General features: G+C 68.4%; 22 protein-coding genes. 14 read left to right on the top strand and 8 right to left on the bottom strand.

Going from position 1 to position 16,835, the window contains the following annotated elements; all coding sequences use genetic code 11:
- Positions 1–112 precede the first annotated feature (112 nt).
- Complete coding sequence (locus CCK91_RS15360; RefSeq protein ID WP_165767065.1) at positions 113–820, top strand: DUF4190 domain-containing protein; 708 nt, start codon at positions 113–115, stop codon at positions 818–820.
- Between the two features lie 120 nt (positions 821–940).
- On the top strand, positions 941–1,588 hold the full coding sequence (locus CCK91_RS15355) for a hypothetical protein (RefSeq protein WP_133060011.1): 648 nt from the start codon (positions 941–943) through the stop codon (positions 1,586–1,588).
- Between the two features lie 39 nt (positions 1,589–1,627).
- Here the strand turns inward: CCK91_RS15355 and CCK91_RS15350 are convergent, their stop codons facing one another.
- Entirely contained in the window at positions 1,628–1,831 is a 204-nt protein-coding gene (locus CCK91_RS15350; RefSeq protein ID WP_086474763.1) for a hypothetical protein, read from the bottom strand.
- A 356-nt stretch (positions 1,832–2,187) separates the two neighbouring features.
- Between CCK91_RS15350 and CCK91_RS15345 the strand changes: the two genes are divergently transcribed.
- Both CCK91_RS15345 and CCK91_RS15340 read left to right on the top strand, forming a co-directional pair.
- Entirely contained in the window at positions 2,188–2,688 is a 501-nt protein-coding gene (locus tag CCK91_RS15345; RefSeq protein ID WP_086474762.1) for a DUF2510 domain-containing protein, read from the top strand.
- Between the two features lie 119 nt (positions 2,689–2,807).
- Positions 2,808–3,566, top strand: coding sequence for an MmpS family transport accessory protein (locus CCK91_RS15340; RefSeq protein WP_086474761.1), 759 nt, complete (start codon positions 2,808–2,810; stop codon positions 3,564–3,566).
- Between the two features lie 122 nt (positions 3,567–3,688).
- Here the strand turns inward: CCK91_RS15340 and CCK91_RS15335 are convergent, their stop codons facing one another.
- On the bottom strand, positions 3,689–4,030 hold the full coding sequence (locus tag CCK91_RS15335) for a hypothetical protein (RefSeq protein WP_086474760.1): 342 nt from the start codon (positions 4,028–4,030) through the stop codon (positions 3,689–3,691).
- A gap of 40 nt (positions 4,031–4,070) precedes the next feature.
- On the bottom strand, positions 4,071–4,598 hold the full coding sequence (locus CCK91_RS15330; RefSeq protein ID WP_086474759.1) for a hypothetical protein: 528 nt from the start codon (positions 4,596–4,598) through the stop codon (positions 4,071–4,073).
- A gap of 342 nt (positions 4,599–4,940) precedes the next feature.
- Here CCK91_RS15330 and CCK91_RS15325 point away from each other — a divergent pair, with 342 nt between their 5' ends.
- The 4 genes from CCK91_RS15325 (at position 4,941) to CCK91_RS15310 (ending at position 8,417) form a co-directional block, all read left to right on the top strand.
- The gene (locus CCK91_RS15325) at positions 4,941–6,050 is read left to right on the top strand and encodes a DNA alkylation repair protein (RefSeq protein WP_086474758.1); all 1,110 of its coding nucleotides are present in this window, start codon (positions 4,941–4,943) and stop codon (positions 6,048–6,050) included.
- A gap of 183 nt (positions 6,051–6,233) precedes the next feature.
- Positions 6,234–7,067 (top strand): CPBP family intramembrane glutamic endopeptidase, encoded by an 834-nt coding sequence (locus CCK91_RS15320; protein ID WP_086474757.1) that lies wholly within the window; start codon positions 6,234–6,236, stop codon positions 7,065–7,067.
- 4 nt (positions 7,068–7,071) lie between these two features.
- The gene (locus tag CCK91_RS15315; RefSeq protein ID WP_086474756.1) at positions 7,072–7,659 is read left to right on the top strand and encodes a TetR/AcrR family transcriptional regulator; all 588 of its coding nucleotides are present in this window, start codon (positions 7,072–7,074) and stop codon (positions 7,657–7,659) included.
- Positions 7,660–7,736: 77 nt separating this feature from the next.
- On the top strand, positions 7,737–8,417 hold the full coding sequence (locus tag CCK91_RS15310; RefSeq protein ID WP_369821908.1) for an NADPH-dependent F420 reductase: 681 nt from the start codon (positions 7,737–7,739) through the stop codon (positions 8,415–8,417).
- 75 nt (positions 8,418–8,492) lie between these two features.
- Here CCK91_RS15310 and CCK91_RS15305 read toward each other — a convergent pair whose 3' ends face one another.
- Both CCK91_RS15305 and CCK91_RS15300 read right to left on the bottom strand, forming a co-directional pair.
- Complete coding sequence (locus tag CCK91_RS15305) at positions 8,493–8,969, bottom strand: GNAT family N-acetyltransferase (protein WP_086474754.1); 477 nt, start codon at positions 8,967–8,969, stop codon at positions 8,493–8,495.
- Positions 8,970–9,233: 264 nt separating this feature from the next.
- A complete protein-coding gene (locus CCK91_RS15300) occupies positions 9,234–10,190 on the bottom strand; it encodes an alpha/beta fold hydrolase (protein WP_086474753.1) in 957 nt (318 codons plus the stop codon).
- A 238-nt stretch (positions 10,191–10,428) separates the two neighbouring features.
- On the opposite strand from CCK91_RS15300, the gene CCK91_RS15295 reads away from it, so the two are divergent.
- Both CCK91_RS15295 and CCK91_RS15290 read left to right on the top strand, forming a co-directional pair.
- Positions 10,429–11,061, top strand: coding sequence for a hypothetical protein (locus tag CCK91_RS15295; protein WP_133060010.1), 633 nt, complete (start codon positions 10,429–10,431; stop codon positions 11,059–11,061).
- Between the two features lie 31 nt (positions 11,062–11,092).
- Complete coding sequence (locus CCK91_RS15290; RefSeq protein ID WP_086474751.1) at positions 11,093–11,551, top strand: hypothetical protein; 459 nt, start codon at positions 11,093–11,095, stop codon at positions 11,549–11,551.
- 257 nt (positions 11,552–11,808) lie between these two features.
- Here CCK91_RS15290 and CCK91_RS15285 read toward each other — a convergent pair whose 3' ends face one another.
- A complete protein-coding gene (locus CCK91_RS15285) occupies positions 11,809–12,105 on the bottom strand; it encodes a helix-turn-helix domain-containing protein (protein WP_086474750.1) in 297 nt (98 codons plus the stop codon).
- 111 nt (positions 12,106–12,216) lie between these two features.
- Here CCK91_RS15285 and map point away from each other — a divergent pair, with 111 nt between their 5' ends.
- From map to CCK91_RS15270, 3 genes are all read left to right on the top strand, one after another.
- The gene (gene map / locus CCK91_RS15280) at positions 12,217–12,993 is read left to right on the top strand and encodes a type I methionyl aminopeptidase (protein WP_086474749.1); all 777 of its coding nucleotides are present in this window, start codon (positions 12,217–12,219) and stop codon (positions 12,991–12,993) included.
- 61 nt (positions 12,994–13,054) lie between these two features.
- Entirely contained in the window at positions 13,055–13,555 is a 501-nt protein-coding gene (locus CCK91_RS15275) for a hypothetical protein (RefSeq protein ID WP_086474748.1), read from the top strand.
- 220 nt (positions 13,556–13,775) lie between these two features.
- Entirely contained in the window at positions 13,776–14,288 is a 513-nt protein-coding gene (locus CCK91_RS15270; RefSeq protein WP_086474747.1) for a helix-turn-helix domain-containing protein, read from the top strand.
- A 48-nt stretch (positions 14,289–14,336) separates the two neighbouring features.
- On the opposite strand, the gene CCK91_RS15265 is transcribed toward CCK91_RS15270, so the two are convergent.
- Entirely contained in the window at positions 14,337–15,089 is a 753-nt protein-coding gene (locus CCK91_RS15265; protein ID WP_086474746.1) for an SDR family oxidoreductase, read from the bottom strand.
- A 182-nt stretch (positions 15,090–15,271) separates the two neighbouring features.
- Here CCK91_RS15265 and CCK91_RS15260 point away from each other — a divergent pair, with 182 nt between their 5' ends.
- The gene (locus CCK91_RS15260; protein ID WP_086474745.1) at positions 15,272–15,517 is read left to right on the top strand and encodes a hypothetical protein; all 246 of its coding nucleotides are present in this window, start codon (positions 15,272–15,274) and stop codon (positions 15,515–15,517) included.
- A 45-nt stretch (positions 15,518–15,562) separates the two neighbouring features.
- On the opposite strand, the gene CCK91_RS15255 is transcribed toward CCK91_RS15260, so the two are convergent.
- Positions 15,563–16,831 (bottom strand): GNAT family N-acetyltransferase, encoded by a 1,269-nt coding sequence (locus tag CCK91_RS15255; RefSeq protein WP_086474744.1) that lies wholly within the window; start codon positions 16,829–16,831, stop codon positions 15,563–15,565.
- Positions 16,832–16,835: the final 4 nt, after the last annotated feature.

Below are 16,835 nucleotides of genomic sequence, written 5' to 3'. Positions count from 1 at the left end.
TGACATGCCCCGCCCCTTCGCTGTCGGCATGGACCACGAACCGAAGACGGCAGTGAACCACGGCGTCGACCTCGGTACGGTGGAACCAACGCAGCAGAGAGGCACCACGCGCATGTCCACTTCGAACCAGCCGCCAGCCCAGAGCCAGCCCTACCCGTTGCCGGTGCCCGGCCCGGCTCCGGTGAAGACCGGCAAGCGTGGCAACGGACTCGGCATCGCCGCCCTCATCGTCGGCGGGTTCGCGCTCATCGGTGCGTTCATCCCGATCCTGAACTACGTCGCCGGGTTCGTCGGACTCGTCGGCCTCGTGCTCGGCATCATCGCGCTGTGCCTGAAGAACCGGAAGAAGGGCTTCGCCGTCGCCGGCACGATCGTCTCGGCCATCGCGATCGTCCTGAGCATCATCCTCGCGATCACGTACACGGCTGGATTCGCCGGGCTCATCGGCGACGCCGTGAAGACCGCCGAAGCGAAGTCCTCCGAGGCCGCCAACAAGGAGATCTCCGTCGTCTACGAGGTCAACGGCACCGCCACCGACGCCTCGATCGTCTACTCCACCTACACGGCGGGCACCAACGGCACGGAGCAGTCCACCGGTCAGGCGCTCCCGTTCATCAAGGAGCTCACGGTCAAGGCCGGCAGCGACACTGACTTCACCGCGTTCTCACTCGTCGCGACCAACGGCGCCGAGGACACCGGGTCCGTCACCTGCAAGATCACGGTCGATGGTGACGTCGTTGCCGAGCAGACGTCGACCGGCGCGTATGCGTCGGTGGCGTGCTCCGCGTCGGGTGTCGATGGGGTGACGGAGAACAAGTAGGGCGGCTCCGCGAAGGAGGACGCAACGAGAGATTGCCGCGTAACGCAACGACTATCGTTTAATACTCTAGATGAGCGTGTCTAGGCATTCAGTGACACGGTGCGGAGCAAAGATGGTCGAATGACTTCCTCACTGACCCGCATGGGTCGCTCAACCGGCCGCCTTCAACATCGCACAGCGCTCATTGCGCTCGGTGCGACAATCCTTACCGCCACCACCGCGACCATTTCGCTCATTCCAACCCTGGCAACCATCGCAGACCGCGATGGTCGGATCGCATCTCTCTCCGAGCAACTCACCGCCGCCGAGGCGACAGCAGAGGCACGCCAGGAGATGATCTCCGACCTGAAATCGGAGAACAGTGACCTCCGCCAGCTCGTACCGTTCGAAGTCGACCCGGAGGACGCACATGACATCCGGGCGGCAGCTTCAGTCACGCTTGCGAAGAAGGGTGACCGCCTCGACCTGAATTCGACCCTGCCGAACTTCAGTCGCGGAGACAACTCCCCGTACTCCGACACCATCTGGTACGACGGCACGAACATCCGACTCGGGTACGGCGTTTCTGCACTGGTGCTCAATGATGGGCCAGCCTCCTTCGAAGCCTGTGCGGCGGCGACCGGCTGGGCCGAGACGACGAGCCTCGAGCCACATCTGCTCGCCGAACCCACCACGTGTCTGCGACTGGAAACGGGTCGCTACGCAGCAGTGAAGGTCACGCAGTTCACCGAGACGTCAGCCGATGTCGCGATCACCGTGTGGGAGTAGCCGGTGGTAGCGAATGTTTCACCGTCTCACCACACAGGGTCAGAATCCGTACATCACGAAGCTCACGAAGAGCGCGACCAGCTGTGGCGCGAAATCGGCCGTCAGTCGCGCCAGCACGACACGGGTGGCGATGTCGACGACACCCGCGCCGATCAGCAGGAGGATCTCGCGCTTTCTGAGCCGCGAACGACGCGCAGGGGTACTGATGTGAGGCGTCGAACGCTCGGTGGCGGCGTGGGGCATGGTTCTCCAATCGGTCATGACGATCGGGCCAGTGTGGCGCGACGAGAGCGTACTTCCAAACCTTCTCTCACCTAGTCAAAATGACCCTGTCGGCACGGTGAAACGCTCATGCAGCGACGGGCTCCGAGCGCTGCAGGAAACAGTCGCCCCGCACCGCGACGACGAACACGCGATCCGAGGCCAGACCAGGGGATACCCCCCTCCACGAAGTTGGTCGCGTGCCCTACATTGGGACTGATGTCCCCCACAGTGCGGACATCAGACTGAACACACAGGGGGCCTCACGGCGTGAACCTGACTTCGCCGCCTGCCCGCTGAATTTCCCGCCGGTGCATGCCCTCTCCGAAAGCACCTCGATGACGCTCGTTCCGCAGCAGCCCGGACACATCCCGGCTGGTTGGTACCCGAACCCGCAGCGACCCGGTCAGCAGCAGTACTGGGACGGCACCGCCTGGACCTCGGCCGTCGCACCGCTCGCTCCGACCGGGCCGAGGTCGATGCTTCCCGCACCACCGCAGTACGGAGCGCCCGCTGCTCCGGCCGCGTATGCGCCCATGCCCTACAACCACCAGCCCTACCCGGCACCGGTCCCGTATGCCCGTCCGCTCAAGGAGAGCGGCACCGGCTACCTGCTGGCGATCCTCCTCGGCGGCTTCGGTGCGCACCAGTTCTATCTGGGCAACGTCGGGGCCGGCATCGGCTTCATCGCCCTCTGGTGGGGTGGCTGGGCGCTGAGCGTCTTCGGCATCGGCTTCGTCGCGATCCTTGCCGCCTTCGTGTGGTGGATCATCGACCTCTGCACCATGCAGTCCCAGGTCGACACCGCCAACCGGCGCCTCATCGCGTACCCCTACTGACCCGCCGGGCATCCTGGTCGCGCACGCAGCGCTGACCAGGCGCCCTCCCACTCGCTTCCCCGCACCACCGACCGACGCCAGCACGCCGGCCGTCAACACCGCAGAAAGGCACCATCACCATGTCCTACCCCGAGCAGCCTCCGTCACCGCAGGAGCCCTACGGTCAGCAGCCGTACGGCCAGGCACCCCAGGGCCAGCAGCCCTATGGCCAGGCACCCTACGGCCAGCCCGGTTTCGGCCAGCCGACGCCGCCGCCCGCGAAGACCGGCAACGGCCTCGGACTCGCCGCCCTCATCATCGGCGTCGTCGCGCTCATCGGCGCGTTCATCCCGTTCGTGAACTTCGTCTCCGGTTTCCTCGCCTTCGTCGGCCTGGTGCTCGGCATCATCGCTCTCTTCCTCAAGAACAAGTCGAAGGGCCTCGCCATCGCGGGCACGGTCCTGTCGCTCATCGCGATGATCCTCAGCATCATCCTCGCGATCACCTACACCGCCGGGTTCGCCGGCGCCGTGAGCGAAGGCATCAAGACCGCGCAGGCCGAGTCGTCCGCTGAAGCCGACCGCGACGTCACCGTGGTCTACGAGGTGACCGGCACGTCCGCCGCATCGTCGATCACGTACATGACGTTCACCGACGGCAACAGCGGCACCGAGCAGGCCAACGACCAGGCGCTCCCCTTCACCAAGGAGTTCACCATCAAGGCCGGTGGCACCTTCGACTACAGCTCCTTCTACGTCATGGCGATGAACGGCGCCGACGACGCGGGTGAAATCTCCTGCAAGATCACCGTCGACGGCAAGGTGCTCGCAGAGAACACCTCGACCGGCGCGTACGCATCGGCGTCGTGCTCCGCCTCGAGCATGGACCTCAACGAGTAGTCACTTCGCCCGTCGTCGCTCAGGACCCCACCAACCCGCTCCGGCCGGTTCGTGGGGTCTTGTCGTCGAATGGCCGGAATTGATCGAACCGCTACCAGCGGAGAAGCAGCGATCAGTAGAGATCAGTAGCGGATCTCCCAGGCCGGGCTCAACGAGAGGTGGAACCCCGCGACGCTCAGGACGATCGATGCAGCGAACAACGCGAGCAGGAGGGCGGCTTGAGCGCGCGAACGGGGCCGACGAGTCAAGACGCCTGCGACAGCCGCGATACCGAGGAGCAGGAGCGCTGTGACGACCAATGCTGCGGGTTCCAGTTCCATTACCGGGCACCGGGCGGGATAGGACTCCTGGCAGCTGCCCTCGAAGAACGCGTCGAACAGCAGTACCACCGTCACGTAGGCGGCGGCGATGGCGAGCAGCACCCAGAGGATCGGTTGCCGGAGAGCATGTGTCACCGTGCCCATGTCAGGCCTCCGGCACGCTTAGGGATCGGGGCAGCCGCACTCACATCGAGAGGCGGCGCACGAGCTCCTCGACGGTCGAGAACTTGATCGACTCGACACCCTCTTCGTCGTCCTCGTCGGGCTCGACCTCGACGGCCTCGAACGCGAGGTCGGCGTCGAGCTGCACGAGCACCGAGCTGTCGGGGAACTGCTTCGGCGCGTCGAACGAGAGCAGCACGGCGTCGATGAAGACGATCACCGAGCGCAGCACGAGGTCGTCACGCAGGTCGGCGGTCTCGATGACCTCGTCCGACTCGACGGCCTCTTCGATCTCCGACGCCACGCGGTCGAGCAGCACCTTCCATTCCGCCACAGGCGTCGACAGCACCCGCTGCGCCAAGTCGGCGAGCGCCGCCGGCTCCGGCTCGCCCTCCTGCTCTTCGGGCTCGGGGTCGACGTTGAGCATGACCTCGGCATCGATCGCGTCGAAGCGGGCGAGCCCGTAGACGAAGGTGTCCTCGATCTCCGGAGAGGCGACGAGGCCCCGACGCGTGAGTTCTTCGGCCAGGGCAGTCAGCGATGCAGTCATGCGCGCCAGGCTATCGCGACCGGGTGAACGGAGGCAGAACGTGCCGTCGCGCTGAGTTGCCCGGATGTGTCGGAAAACGGGCGATATTGGAACAGTTTCGGGCGACTCACGGCAACCCCAGCTGACTCCCGAGACGGCGGCACCCAGGCACCTTGAGTTGCCCTGATGTGTTGCGAATCGGGCGAGATTGGAACAGTTTCGGGCGACTCAGCACGGGTGGCGACGCCCAGGCACCTTGAGTCGCCCAGATCTGTCGCAGATAGCGCGAAAACGGAACATATTCGGGCGACTCAGCCCAGGCCCAGCGGCAAACCTGTCAGCGGCACACGCCATGATCGCCGTATGCCCTTCGCAGACGAGCTCCTCGGCACCGCCGTCGCCCGCACCCTCACCCGCTCGCTTCAGGAGACCGCGCCGAGCAACCCGTTCGTCGCCACGGCCCACGCTGCCGAGCGACTCGACGGCCTCGCTCTCCGCGAACGCGCGGACCTCCTGCGCGACGCCCTGCTCCAGGACGTCCCGGGCGACTACGCGACGCTCGCCGGCGTCATCCGTACCGCCCAGGCGACGAACCCCGCGTTCACCGGCTGGCTGATCTGGCCGGTGACGAGCGCCGTCGCGGCCCGTGCTGTCGACGAGGGCACCCCCGATGCCTTCGACGACGCCTTGCGGCTCCTCGCCGAACTCACCGAGCGCCTCAGCGCCGAGTTCGCCATCCGCACCCTGCTCCGCCACGACGTCGACCGCGCGCTCGCCATCGTCCTCGACTGGACAATCTCCGACAACGAGCACATCCGCCGCCTCGCCAGCGAAGGAACCCGCCCCTACCTGCCGTGGGCCGTGCGCGTGCGGGAGATCGTCGCGAACCCGGGCGTCACCGTCCCGATCCTCGACGCCCTCTACCGCGACCCGAGCGAATACGTGCGCCGGTCCGTCGCCAATCACCTCAACGACCTCAGCCGCGACGACCCCGACCTCGTCGTCGTAACTGCCGGCCGCTGGCTCGCCGACCCCGACGCCAACACTCCGACGCTCGTCCGCCACGCGCTGCGTACCCTCGTGAAGCGCGGCAACCCGGGCGCCCTCGCTGCCCTCGGCTTCGGCGCGGCGACGACGGAGGTCGAGGGCTTCGCGGTCGACAGCGCGCACATCCCGTTCGGCGGCACGGTCCGATTCGTCGCGACCGTCCGCAACACCGGTACCGACACGGCCCGCTTGGCGATCGACTACGTCGTCCACCACCAGAAGGCGAACGGCTCGCAGACGACGAAGACGTTCAAGCTGACGACGACCGAGCTGGCCCCCGGCGAGCACATCCTCCTCACGCGGGAGCACTCGTTCCGCGCGATCACCACCCGTCGCTACCACCCGGGTGCGCACGGGATCGCGCTGCAGGTGAACGGGGTCGCGACCGAACCGCTGGCGTTCGAGCTGCTGCCGCCGGTGGAGTGAGGCGGGCGTTGCGACGGCCGAGCCCGGTTACTGAGCCGGTCGAAGGGCGCACTTCGACAAGCTCAGTGACCGGCGGGGGAGCTCGGTGACCGAAGGGAACTCAGTGACGGCTTGGGCGAGCCGCCCCGTACGCGACCGCATCCGGTAGTCACGCCGCTCGGAATACATGTGTATTCTCTGGGCATGCACTCCCTCCCCGACTCAGCCTCGGCACCGGCCCCCTCCCCCGAGCAAGGACCGCCTGGCGACCACCCCACCGCGAGCTGGCGCGTGCGCACAGCATGGCTCGCCGCCATCGCCTTCGCCCTCGTCCCCGTGGTGTTCACGGCCGGCGCGTCAGCAGCAGCGCAACTCTCCGGGGCGAGCGAGGCCGGAGCAGCCCTCACGCTCGCCGCCGGGGCCGCCGTCTCCGCGATCCTCGGCCTGGTCGTCATGCGCCTGTCGCCGCCTCGAGTCCGCGACTACGGCTTCCGGCGTCCGCGGCGAGCGCGCGCCGCACTCTGGTTCGCCCCGGCGGCAGCCACCGTCCTGATCATCCTCGGCACCCAGGGCGTCCGGGTCGACGCACCGACCGTCGCGGCATGCGGGGTCCTCGTCGTCGCCGTCGCGCTGAACGAGGAGACCTGGTTCCGCGGCATCGTGTTCGCGATCCTCCGCGCACGCAGCACCCGCACGGCGATCGTGGGCAGTTCCGTCTTCTTCGGTGTCCTGCACCTGGCGAACCTCGCGGGCGGTGCGGACGTCGGATCCTCCATCATGCAGGTGGCGTTCGCAGCCCTGTTCGGCCTCGTCGCCGCCCAACTCCTCGTGCTCACCGGCAGCCTCTGGCCCGCGATCGCCTGGCACGCCGCTTGGAACTTCGTCAGCTTCATCGGCGGTGACGCGACCGACAGCCGGTCACTCATCGGACTCGGCGCGGCCTGCGTCGTCATGCTCGGCTACGCGGTGCTCCTCGGGCGACGAACGTCCTCGCGGTCGGACGGCGCAGCGACGACCGACGCCCCAGCCCTACCCTGAGAACGTGGACCTGACCGAGCGCCAAACCCAACTCGCCGATGCGGCGCTGCGGATCGTCGCGCGGTCCGGCCTGGGCGCACTGTCGTTCCGCGCCGTCGCGAGTGAGGACGACTGCTCGCTCGGTTCCGTGCAGAAGGCCTTCCCGAGCAAGCAGCGGATGGTGACGGCGGCGTTCACCCGACTCCGCGACACCTCGGCACCCCTGCCACCCGGCGAACCGGGCCGCCCGAACCTGCGCGGGTGGCTCGTCGACCTGTTCATCGGCGTCCTCCCACTCGACAGACCGCGCCGAGCCGCACACCGCCAGGGCGAGGTGTTCGCGCAGGTCGCGTTGATCGACCCGGACATCGCCGCCGCCATCACCGAGAGCGACACCCGACTCCGCGGCCTCATCGCCTCGCTCGTGGCACGCGGGCGTGCTGAGGGCGAGATCCCCGCGTGGGTCGATCCCGACACCGCCGCCTGGGCCGTCTGGGCGCTCGCGGGCGGCGTCGCCTCCCAGCTCACCTACGCCCCCGAGCCGGAGGACGAGGTCCGCGCCCGACTCGACGTGGCGATCGGCGCGCTCCTCGGCGTCGCGGCTCCGGACTGACCAGACGCACGGCACGGCACTGGGACGCAGCTCGGGAATCGCGGTTGAACGTCCGCTGAGAATCACCGGGAGCAGGAATGCCCAACCCCACACCCGCCGTTCCCCTGAACATGACAACCATCGGAATCATCGGTTCAGGAAACATCGGCTCTCAGCTCGCTCGCCTCACGGTGGCGCAGGGTCACGACGTCATCGTGTCCAACTCGCGCGGACCGGAGACGCTCACCGACCTCGTCTCGGAGCTCGGCGAGCACGCCACGGCCGGCACCGCCCTCGACGCGGCCGAGCGTGGCGACATCGTGATCGTCACCATCCCGCTGCACGCGATCGACACCGTCCCCGTCGCGCCGCTCGCGGGCAAGGTCGTCATCGACACGAACAACTACTACCCCGAGCGCGACGGCCACATCGCCGAGCTCGACGAGGAGACCACCACCACGGCCGAGATGCTGCAGGCGCACCTCCCGGAGTCGAAGGTCGTGAAGGCGTTCAACCACATCTACGCGGCCGACCTCACCACCAAGGGCAAGCCGTCCGGCACCCCGAACCGCCGGGCCCTCGTCATCGCCGGTGACGACGCCGACGCGAAGGCCACGGTCGCCGCACTCATCGACTCCTTCGGGTTCGAGCCGCTCGACATCGGCGCGCTCTCCGAGGGATGGCGCATCCAGCGCGACACCCCCGGCTACGGCCCCGACGTCGACGCCGACAAGCTGCGTGAACTCATCGCCGAGGCCAAGCGCTACCGCGACATGTAAGTCACGGCGCATCGCGAATCGCCTCGAGTGGTCGTCCAGGATCTCCTGGCGCGACCATTCGGGGCGATTCGTCGTTCAGTGGCCCGGTGGGTCGGCCCGCCATTCGAGGAGCAGCGGCGCTTCTTCGAACCCGGCGCGGCGGTAAAGCGGCGCTCCCGCGTCGTTCGAGCTGACGGAGACCCGGCCGATGTCGCGAGCTCGTGCGGCGTCGAGGAGTCCGTCGACGAGACGGCCGGCGATGCCGCGACCGCGGAACTCCGGGCGGACGAAGACACTCTGCACGTCGCCCGTCAGTCGGCGGAGTGCGCCGATGTTGGGTGCGCGGGAGAACACGACGAGCCATGCCATGCCGACGACCCGATCGTCGACCTCGGCGACCATGCACACCCGGGAGTCGGGGTCGACCGCGATCCACGAGACGAGGTCATGGGCGAACAGCGCCCGTTCCCAGTCGGCGAGTGAGGCGGCCGGCGGTGACATCAGCAGCTTCAGCTCGGCGAGCCCGGCGGCGTCGGCCGGCGTGGCCACACGGATCACGACCTCGGGTTCCATGGGTCGAGTGTGCCATGCGCCGCTGTCACGGCTGGGAGGTGGTGAGTCCGGGGTGCCCTTCGACAAGCTCAGGGACCGGAAGGGTGGGCGCGAGCAGCGCGACCGCCGAACCAGGGACCCAGAACCGAATTACGGTCACTGAGCCTGTCGAAGTGCACACGAGGGGCACCCAACCCGGCTGAAGCCTTAGTGCCGGACAGCCGGACCCGAGGACCCTTCGACAAGCTCAGGGAACGGCGATGCGCTCAGCGAGCGGGGCTGGGCTCAGGGACCCGGCGCCGCGAAGCGGTCCAGCGCCGCACGCAGCACGGCGCTCTCCTCGGCGCCGCCGTGGCCCTCGGTCTCGACGATCGTCAGTTCGCTCGCCGGCCACAGCTGATGGAGGCGCCAGGCGGTCGCGGCCGGTCCGCTGATGTCACGTCGGCCGTGGACCAGCGCTCCGGGGAGGTGCGCGATCCGGTCCATCCGTGACAGCACCGCCCGGTCGCCGGTGAGGAAGCCGTCGTGACTCCAGTAGTGGGTGACGAGCGTCGCGAACGCCTCGCGCACGGTCGCGTCGGCGAATAACTGGCCGACGCGTTCCGGGTGGTCGAGCGACACGTGCGCGCTCTCCCAGCGGTCCCAGGCGGTCGCGGCGCGTGTGCGGTCCGTCGCGTCGCCCTCGCGGAGACGACGCGCGTAGGCCTCGACGACCCACTCGCCGTCCCGCCGGTCGCTGTCGGCTTCGAACCGGGCCCACTCCTCGGGGAAGACGCGGCCGACGCCCTCGGTGATCCAGTCGACCTCGTCGCGACTCGTGGTCGTCACTGCGACGAGGGCGAGCGCGATCACCCGGTCGGGATGCTCCTGCGCGTAGGCGAGCGCGAGGGTCGTGCCCCACGAGACCCCCGCCACGACCCAGCGCTCCACACCCAGCGCCTCACGCACCTGCTCGATGTCGGCGATCAGACGCTGGGTCGTGTGCTCGTCGAGCTGGTCGCGCGCGTCCACGATGTTCGGGATGCTGCGGCCGCTCCCGCGCTGGTCGATACCGATGAGGCGGTACCGCGACAGGTCGAAGTGCGATCGGTACCAACCGGAGCCCAGCGACCCGCCGGGGCCGCCGTGCAACCAGAGCGCGGGAACGCCGTCGGGGGTGCCGGACTCCTCGACGAAGATCGACGCTCCGCCGTCCACGTCGACGAAACCGGTGGTGTGCGGGTCGGCTTGCTCCTCGGTCATCCGTGCCACGCTACACAGCTCGGGTCCTGCGTGCAGGCCCTTCGACAGGCTCAGGGACCAGGAAGGGGTGAGCGCCCTTCGACAGGCTCAGGGACCAGAAAGGGGTGCGCGCCCTTCGACACTTCGGCAGGCTCAGTGCGGCGCAGCTCAGGGACCGAGGACAGGTGCGCGTCCTTCGACGGGCTCACGGACCGGGGACCCACGAGGCGAAACAGGGCCGTCCGTAGACTGGGCGCCCATGGGGGAAACGAATGCAGTCACGTCAGGGTCCAAGCAGGTGTGGATCGTCGCCGGAGCGCTCCTGGTCGGGTCGGTCCTCCTCGGCCCACTCGTCCAGATCGGGTCGTTCCTCGGGCCGACCGGTGGCATCCTCGCGACGTTCTTGTCCGTCTTCTCGATCGCCCTGTTCGCGATCGGCTCGGACCGTTCCAGCAGCGTGACCGCGAAGCGCCCGCTCGGCACCGGCGCCCTCATCGCGCTCGGCGTCTGGATGACGATCAGCTCGTTCGTCCGCGGCCTGGCGACGATCCCGGCCGCCGTCGAGACCTTCCTCAGCTTCGGTTACATCGACCTGCTCATCCAGTTCGTGCTCGCGGCCATCGCGACGACGCAGATCGCGCGCGCCGGAATCGTGGCCCGCCCCTGGAACCTCGCGCCGCTGTGGGTCGTGGCGGTGACCGCAGCATCGTGGGTCGTCCAGCAGATCATCGTCGTGGCGGCGGGTTCGAACGTGTCCCTCTTCATCCCGATCATCGTCATCCTCGACGGGTGGGTCCGTGTCGTCGGCCCCGTCTTCCTCGGGATCGTCGCCATCGCCCTCGCCAGCCGCGAGTCAGCCGTCGCGGCTGGCGTCCGGGAGCAGGAGTCGTAGGCTGTCGGGAATCGACATCGGGGGACGTCACATGCATCGACGCATCGCATCAGGACTCATCGCACTCACACTCGCCGCCGGGCTGAGCGCATGCACCGGAGGGGTGACGAGCTACGCCGACCTCGAAGGCGACCAGGCCGACAAGGATCGTCTCCCCTCGAGCACCACCGGAGCCGGCAGCGACGACCCGCTCGCCATCGACGCCGAATCGACCCGACTCGTCGCCGTCCAAGGCGACACGGAGATCTTCCTCGCGTCGGCGACCGAGCAGGGGCAATCTCGGATCTGCATCATCGTGTTCGCGGAGACCCAGCCGTTCCGAGCCTGCGGTAGCGGTGACCGCGTCAGCATGAGCGACAGCGTCAACGAATACACGGTGCTCTCCGACGCCGTCGTCGACACCGCGCTCGATCCCGCCGAGGACTGGACGAAGATCAGCGAGAACGTCTTCACCCGCCCGGTCCAACCGACGACGAGCGACACGCAGTAGCGATCGTCCTCCTGACAGCAGGAGAACCGCCCTGCAACAGGACACATGGGACGCGAGTGTCCTGCTGCCGCGCGGACGTCCGGTTCCTGCGCCCTTCGACAAGCTCAGGGACCGGTGTGGTGCGTCGAGCAGACACGGCCGCGCGATTGCGTGGGCCCTTCGACAGGCTCAGGGACCGGCGCGGCACGTCGGGCGGATACTGCCGCGGGATTGCGTGGGCCCTTCGACAGGCTCAGGGAGCGGGAGCGACCGGAGACCTAGGAGACGAGTCGCTCGCGCAGGCGTTCGCCGGACGGGGCAGCGTCCCGCCGGGTCGGGCTGATCGTCGCCCAGACCTCGTCGAGGGAGAGGCCGAGCACCTCGGCGATGGCGGCGATCGTTGAGAACGCCGGCGTCGCGACCCGGCCGGACTCGATCTTCCGCAGCGTCTCCGGCGAGAGGCCGGCATCGAGGGCGATGTCGAGCATCGATCGCTCACCGCGGGCCTCGCGCAGGAGCGCACCGAGGCGCTGACCGCGTTCGACATCGGAGGGGGTGAGCGGGAGGCGGACCATGCGCCCAGTGTAGTACGGGATAGTTTGACCGGTATAGTTATTGGTCGAGCGCCGTTCGCGGCACGAACACCACCGCACCACGAACGCAGCACGCCGATGGAAGGGCCCCGCATGATCGAGATCTTCACCCCCACCGAGGTCGCGAAGGCACGTCGCACCGGCGAGCTCGTCGCGAACATCCTCCACACGCTCAAGCACCGCGTGACGGTAGGCACGAATCTCTTGGAGATCGACCGCTGGGCGAAGGCGATGATCCTCGAGGCCGGCGCCGTCTCCTGCTACGTCGACTACGCCCCCTCCTTCGGTCGCGGCCCCTTCGGCCACTACATCTGCACCGCCGTCAACGACGCCGTCCTCCACGGCCTCCCCCGCGACTACACGCTGGCCGACGGCGACCTCCTCACCCTCGACCTCGCCGTCCTGCTCGACGGGATCGCCGCCGACTCGGCCATCAGCTTCGTCGTCGGCTCGGCGACTCCCGAGGACCTCGCGCTCATCGAGACCACCCAGGAGGCCCTCGCCGCCGGCATCGCCGCCGCCAAGCCTGGTGCGAAGATCGGCGACATCTCCTTCGCGATCGGCACCGTGCTGCGTGGCGCCGGCTACCCGGTCAACATGGAGTTCGGCGGCCACGGCATCGGCACGACGATGCACCAGGACCCGCACGTCTCGAACGACGGTCGCGCCGGCCGCGGCTACAAGCTGCGCCCGGGCCTCCTCCTCGCGATCGAGCCGTGGGTCATGGCCGACACCGACAAGCTCGTCACCGACGCCGACGGCTGGACCCTCCGCAGCGTGACCGGCAGCCGCACGGCCCACAGCGAGCACACCATCGCGATCACCGAGGACGGCGCTGAGATCATGACGCTGCCGACCGTCACGTTCTAAACGCCTGAAGGCCTGTCGAGCCCACTCGACCGGCCCGGCACACCGTGTTTAGGCTGGTGACATGACCGACGATCGCCGGACGACCCTCCGGGGCCGGTACCTGAGCCTCGGACTCGGCGAGCTGTTCGCCGCCGTCGTGTTCATCTGGGTCGCGTTCGTCTCGGCGCTCCCGTTGCTCGAACAGCCGACCGATGCGCTCGCGTTCTGGTCGGCCCTCGTACCGCTGCTGGTGATCCTCGTGCAGGCCGGCGTCTACTGGTTGCTCGCCCGGCGGTGGGTCAAGCAGGGCACCATGCCTCCTGGACTGGCCGCCACCTATCGCGGCTTCCGTGTGCTCGACGCGGCACTGCTGCTCGCCGGACTCGTCGGCATCATCGTCTGGTTCCCCACCCACCCCTTCGCGGCCATCGGCATCCCGTTCGTCTGGCTCTTCGGCGTCATCGAATACGTGAACTACTTCGTCATCCGGCTCGCCTACCCACCGTCCGTGTGGTTCAAGCGGATCGGCGAGTGGCGTACGCCTCGACTCCTGCAGGACATCCGGGCGGCTCAGCGGAGCTGACGCCAGCAGGCCGCACTGAGCCCCGATCGCCGCCAAACATCTGAAATACAACATGTGTTATATTTTGTTGAGGTCGCATGGAGTGCGGCCGTAGGAGCCTCACGTCCTCTCGCAATTCAACTGTCGGGTCGATGTCGGGTGATCGTCGGGTCGATGTCGTGGTGCTGTCCGTCGACTGCTTCCTACGGTTACTTCATCGACCTCCAGGAAAGGACTGCACATGAACGAGACACGAATCGGAGAGCTCCGGCGCGCCAAGGGTTGGACGCAGGAGCGACTGGCGACCGAGAGCGGTGTCACCGCACGCACCATTCAACGACTCGAAGCCGGCAACGACGCGAGCCTGGAGACGATCGCGCTCATCGCGGACGCACTCGGTGTCACCGTCGGCGAATTGTTCGTCCGAGTCCAGGCCAAATCGTTCGAGGAGTCCGTGGATGGACTCGACATCCGCAAGCGCGACGAGCAGGAGCGACGCGACAACACCGCGCGTGGCTACGTGCTGGCGTTCCGGGGCATCGGCATCTTGGTCACCTTCGGGACGGTCGCACTCATGTTGAGCGGCGCCCTCAGCGCATTCGGTTGGCTCGGCTGGCTCATCATCCCCGCCTACTGGGGTGCCGGCGGGGCGTTCTTCAACGGTCTCGTCCGGGCCGTCGTCGACCCGCAGCTCGACGCGAAGTATCCCCTGTCAGTGCGGTCGCAGGTCGACTGGTACAGCCCGGCTTCCTAGCTGGTTACGGGCCGCAGCGCTCCATCGAGCCCGACAGACAGTTGCGACTCAGCGAGTCGCGCTGATCCCGTCGATCCACTGCGCGAACGTCTGCACGCCGCGCTGCGCATCTGGCCCGGCGATGGTCGTGCCGTCGCGCATCGCCTTGCCGAAGCCGCCGGGCAGCGGGATCTGCACGACCGGGCCATGGATGCCCGTGGCCGCCGTGTAGGTCTTGACCATCGAGGTCATCCGCAGTTCCTCGGGGCCCGCGAGATCGGCCGGACGACCCTGCGGCTCGCCCTCCGCCAGCTCCACCAGGCGCTCGGCGACCTCGCGCGCGGCGACCGGCTGCGAGGTCATCGTCGGCACCATCGTGACCGGCCCGAAGCGGAACCGCTCGACCATCTGCTGCGCGAACTCGTGGAACTGCGTCGCCCGGAGGATCGTCCACGGGATGCGTCCGGTGCTGACGAGCTCCTCCTGCAGCGCCTTGCCCGCGTAGTAGCCGAAGGGCGCCTTGTCGCTTCCGACGATCGACAGCGCGACGTGGTGGGGCACGCCGGCAGTGCCCTCGGCCTCGAGCAGGTTGCGGGTGACCGCCCCGAAGAACTGGCGCGACTGCTGGGCGGATTGCGTGGCCGTCGACGTCACATCGATGACGACGTCGGCGGCCTCCAACTGCTGGGCGAGCCCGGCTCCGGTGGCGAGGTCGACCCCGGTGCCACGCGACAGCGCGACCACCCCGTGTCCGCGCTCCTGGGCTACCGAGACGACGTGTCGCCCGACCATCCCGCTGCCTCCTGCGACGACGATCTTCATGCGACACTCCCCTCTGCTCGACGGATGTCACTCTATCGGCGAGGCGCGGCGCCGCTTGAGTTGCACGCGGTCACATCGCGGTGTATAACAAATCTGCACCTCGAGATGCAGATCCTCGCCGACGGGTCAGGACACCGAGACGCACCTCCCGCCCGAACCCGACCAGGAACCACCCGACCCCGATGACGACCCTGCAGCACCCTGCCTCCACCGGCTCCATCCGCACCCCACGCCCGCAGCTCGCGGCACTCCCCCGCACCCTGCGCCGCAGTATCCCGGCCGAGCAACGCCAGCTCTTCCGCACCCTAGCCGCCACCATCGGCGGCTTCATACTCGCGACCGGCCTGGTCGGCGCGTTCATCACCGGCTGGTTCGTCCTGCTCGGACTCCCCGCCGCTGCGATCTTCCTCAGCGCGACCGCGCCCTGAGCGATCGCGCCCTGAACGACCAGAGGAATCGGTGCGAGGATCTCCCTAGAAGTGCGTCCGCAGGAAGGGCGCCTGCTCTGTCGCGAAGGCGAGGTCGAGCGCTCGGACCGCCTCCGATGACCCGGTGATGAGCCCTGCTTCGGCGAGCGCCGACACGCGCGGGCCGCCGAGGAGGACGGCCGACAGCTCGTTGACGGTGAGGCGCACAGCGTCGTTGTCGTCGGTCGACTCCGGCACGTCGCCGAGGCGTTCCGCGACCGCGGCACCGTGCTCGTCGATGCGGAGCGCGAACCGACCGCCTGCGAGCCCGAGGGTGTCCTCGACGTCGAGCAGGTGCTCGCGAGGATCGGACGCCCCAGGGACGGTGAACCGGCGCGCACCGAGCACGGTCGGCACGTCGACGATGCGGAGCCAGAGGGAGTCGGCTCGCGCGGTGGTCTTGACGGCGCGACGGTCGACGAGTCGCCACTGGACGGCCTCGACCGTCGGCGCCTGGTTGAAGGTGACCTTCGTGGTGAGGCTGATCCCGGTGAGATGCCGCCAGAGCGCGTAGCGGGCTTCCGGGGTGGTGGCGACGAGGTCGTCGACGACGATCGTGCCCCACTCCTCGCCGACGCGGTAGAGCGCGTAGCCCTGCGGTTCGCCGTCGGCGTCGTCGTAGCGGAGGGCGAGCGTGTCACCCTCACCGTGGCTGAAGTGACGGATGGTCACCTCACGGAGGGCCTGCTTCCACCAGGCGACCCCGCGGTCGATGTCGCCGGTGCCGCGGGAGCGCTCGAACAGCCCGGGTGCGACGGTGGCGAGCGAGCGTGGGTCGAGCGTGTGGACGCGGCCGGCGGGCGGCGCACCCCGCCAAGCGACGCGCTTGGGGTCGACCTCGTGCGTGAACTCCCAGGTCGCCGGGGCGAAGCCGTAGCGGCCGTAGATGGTCGCCTCACTCGCGGTGAGCGCGACGACTGCGGCACCGGTGGCCTTCGCGTGGTGAAGTCGGTTCTCCATCAGCGATCGGGCGATCCCGCGACGTTCGTGGGAGGTGGAGACGGTCACCTCGGTGATGGCCAGGGCACGGACGGTGCCGCCAGGGATCGACAGGGCGGTCGGGAAGGAGCCGAGCGTGCCGACGGGGACGAGCGGTTCGGCCGCGGTGTCGTCGTAGACCCCGAGGATCGAGCTGCCGACGAGGAGCTGACGCCGCTCGGCACGCACCGCCACGTCGGTCTCGGGCTTCGAGAGGAAGCCGCGGGACGCTGCACCCCACCAGAGGTCGAGGGCGGCGTGGTCCGTGTGGTCGAGCTCGACGGTGCGCAGGTTCATGCGA

It is taken from the genome of Plantibacter elymi (nom. nud.), assembly GCF_900177795.1.
Lineage (GTDB): Bacteria > Actinomycetota > Actinomycetes > Actinomycetales > Microbacteriaceae > Plantibacter > Plantibacter elymi.
The sequence above is the reverse complement of the archived record's forward strand: the minus strand, read 5'-3'. Positions and strand labels throughout refer to the sequence as shown.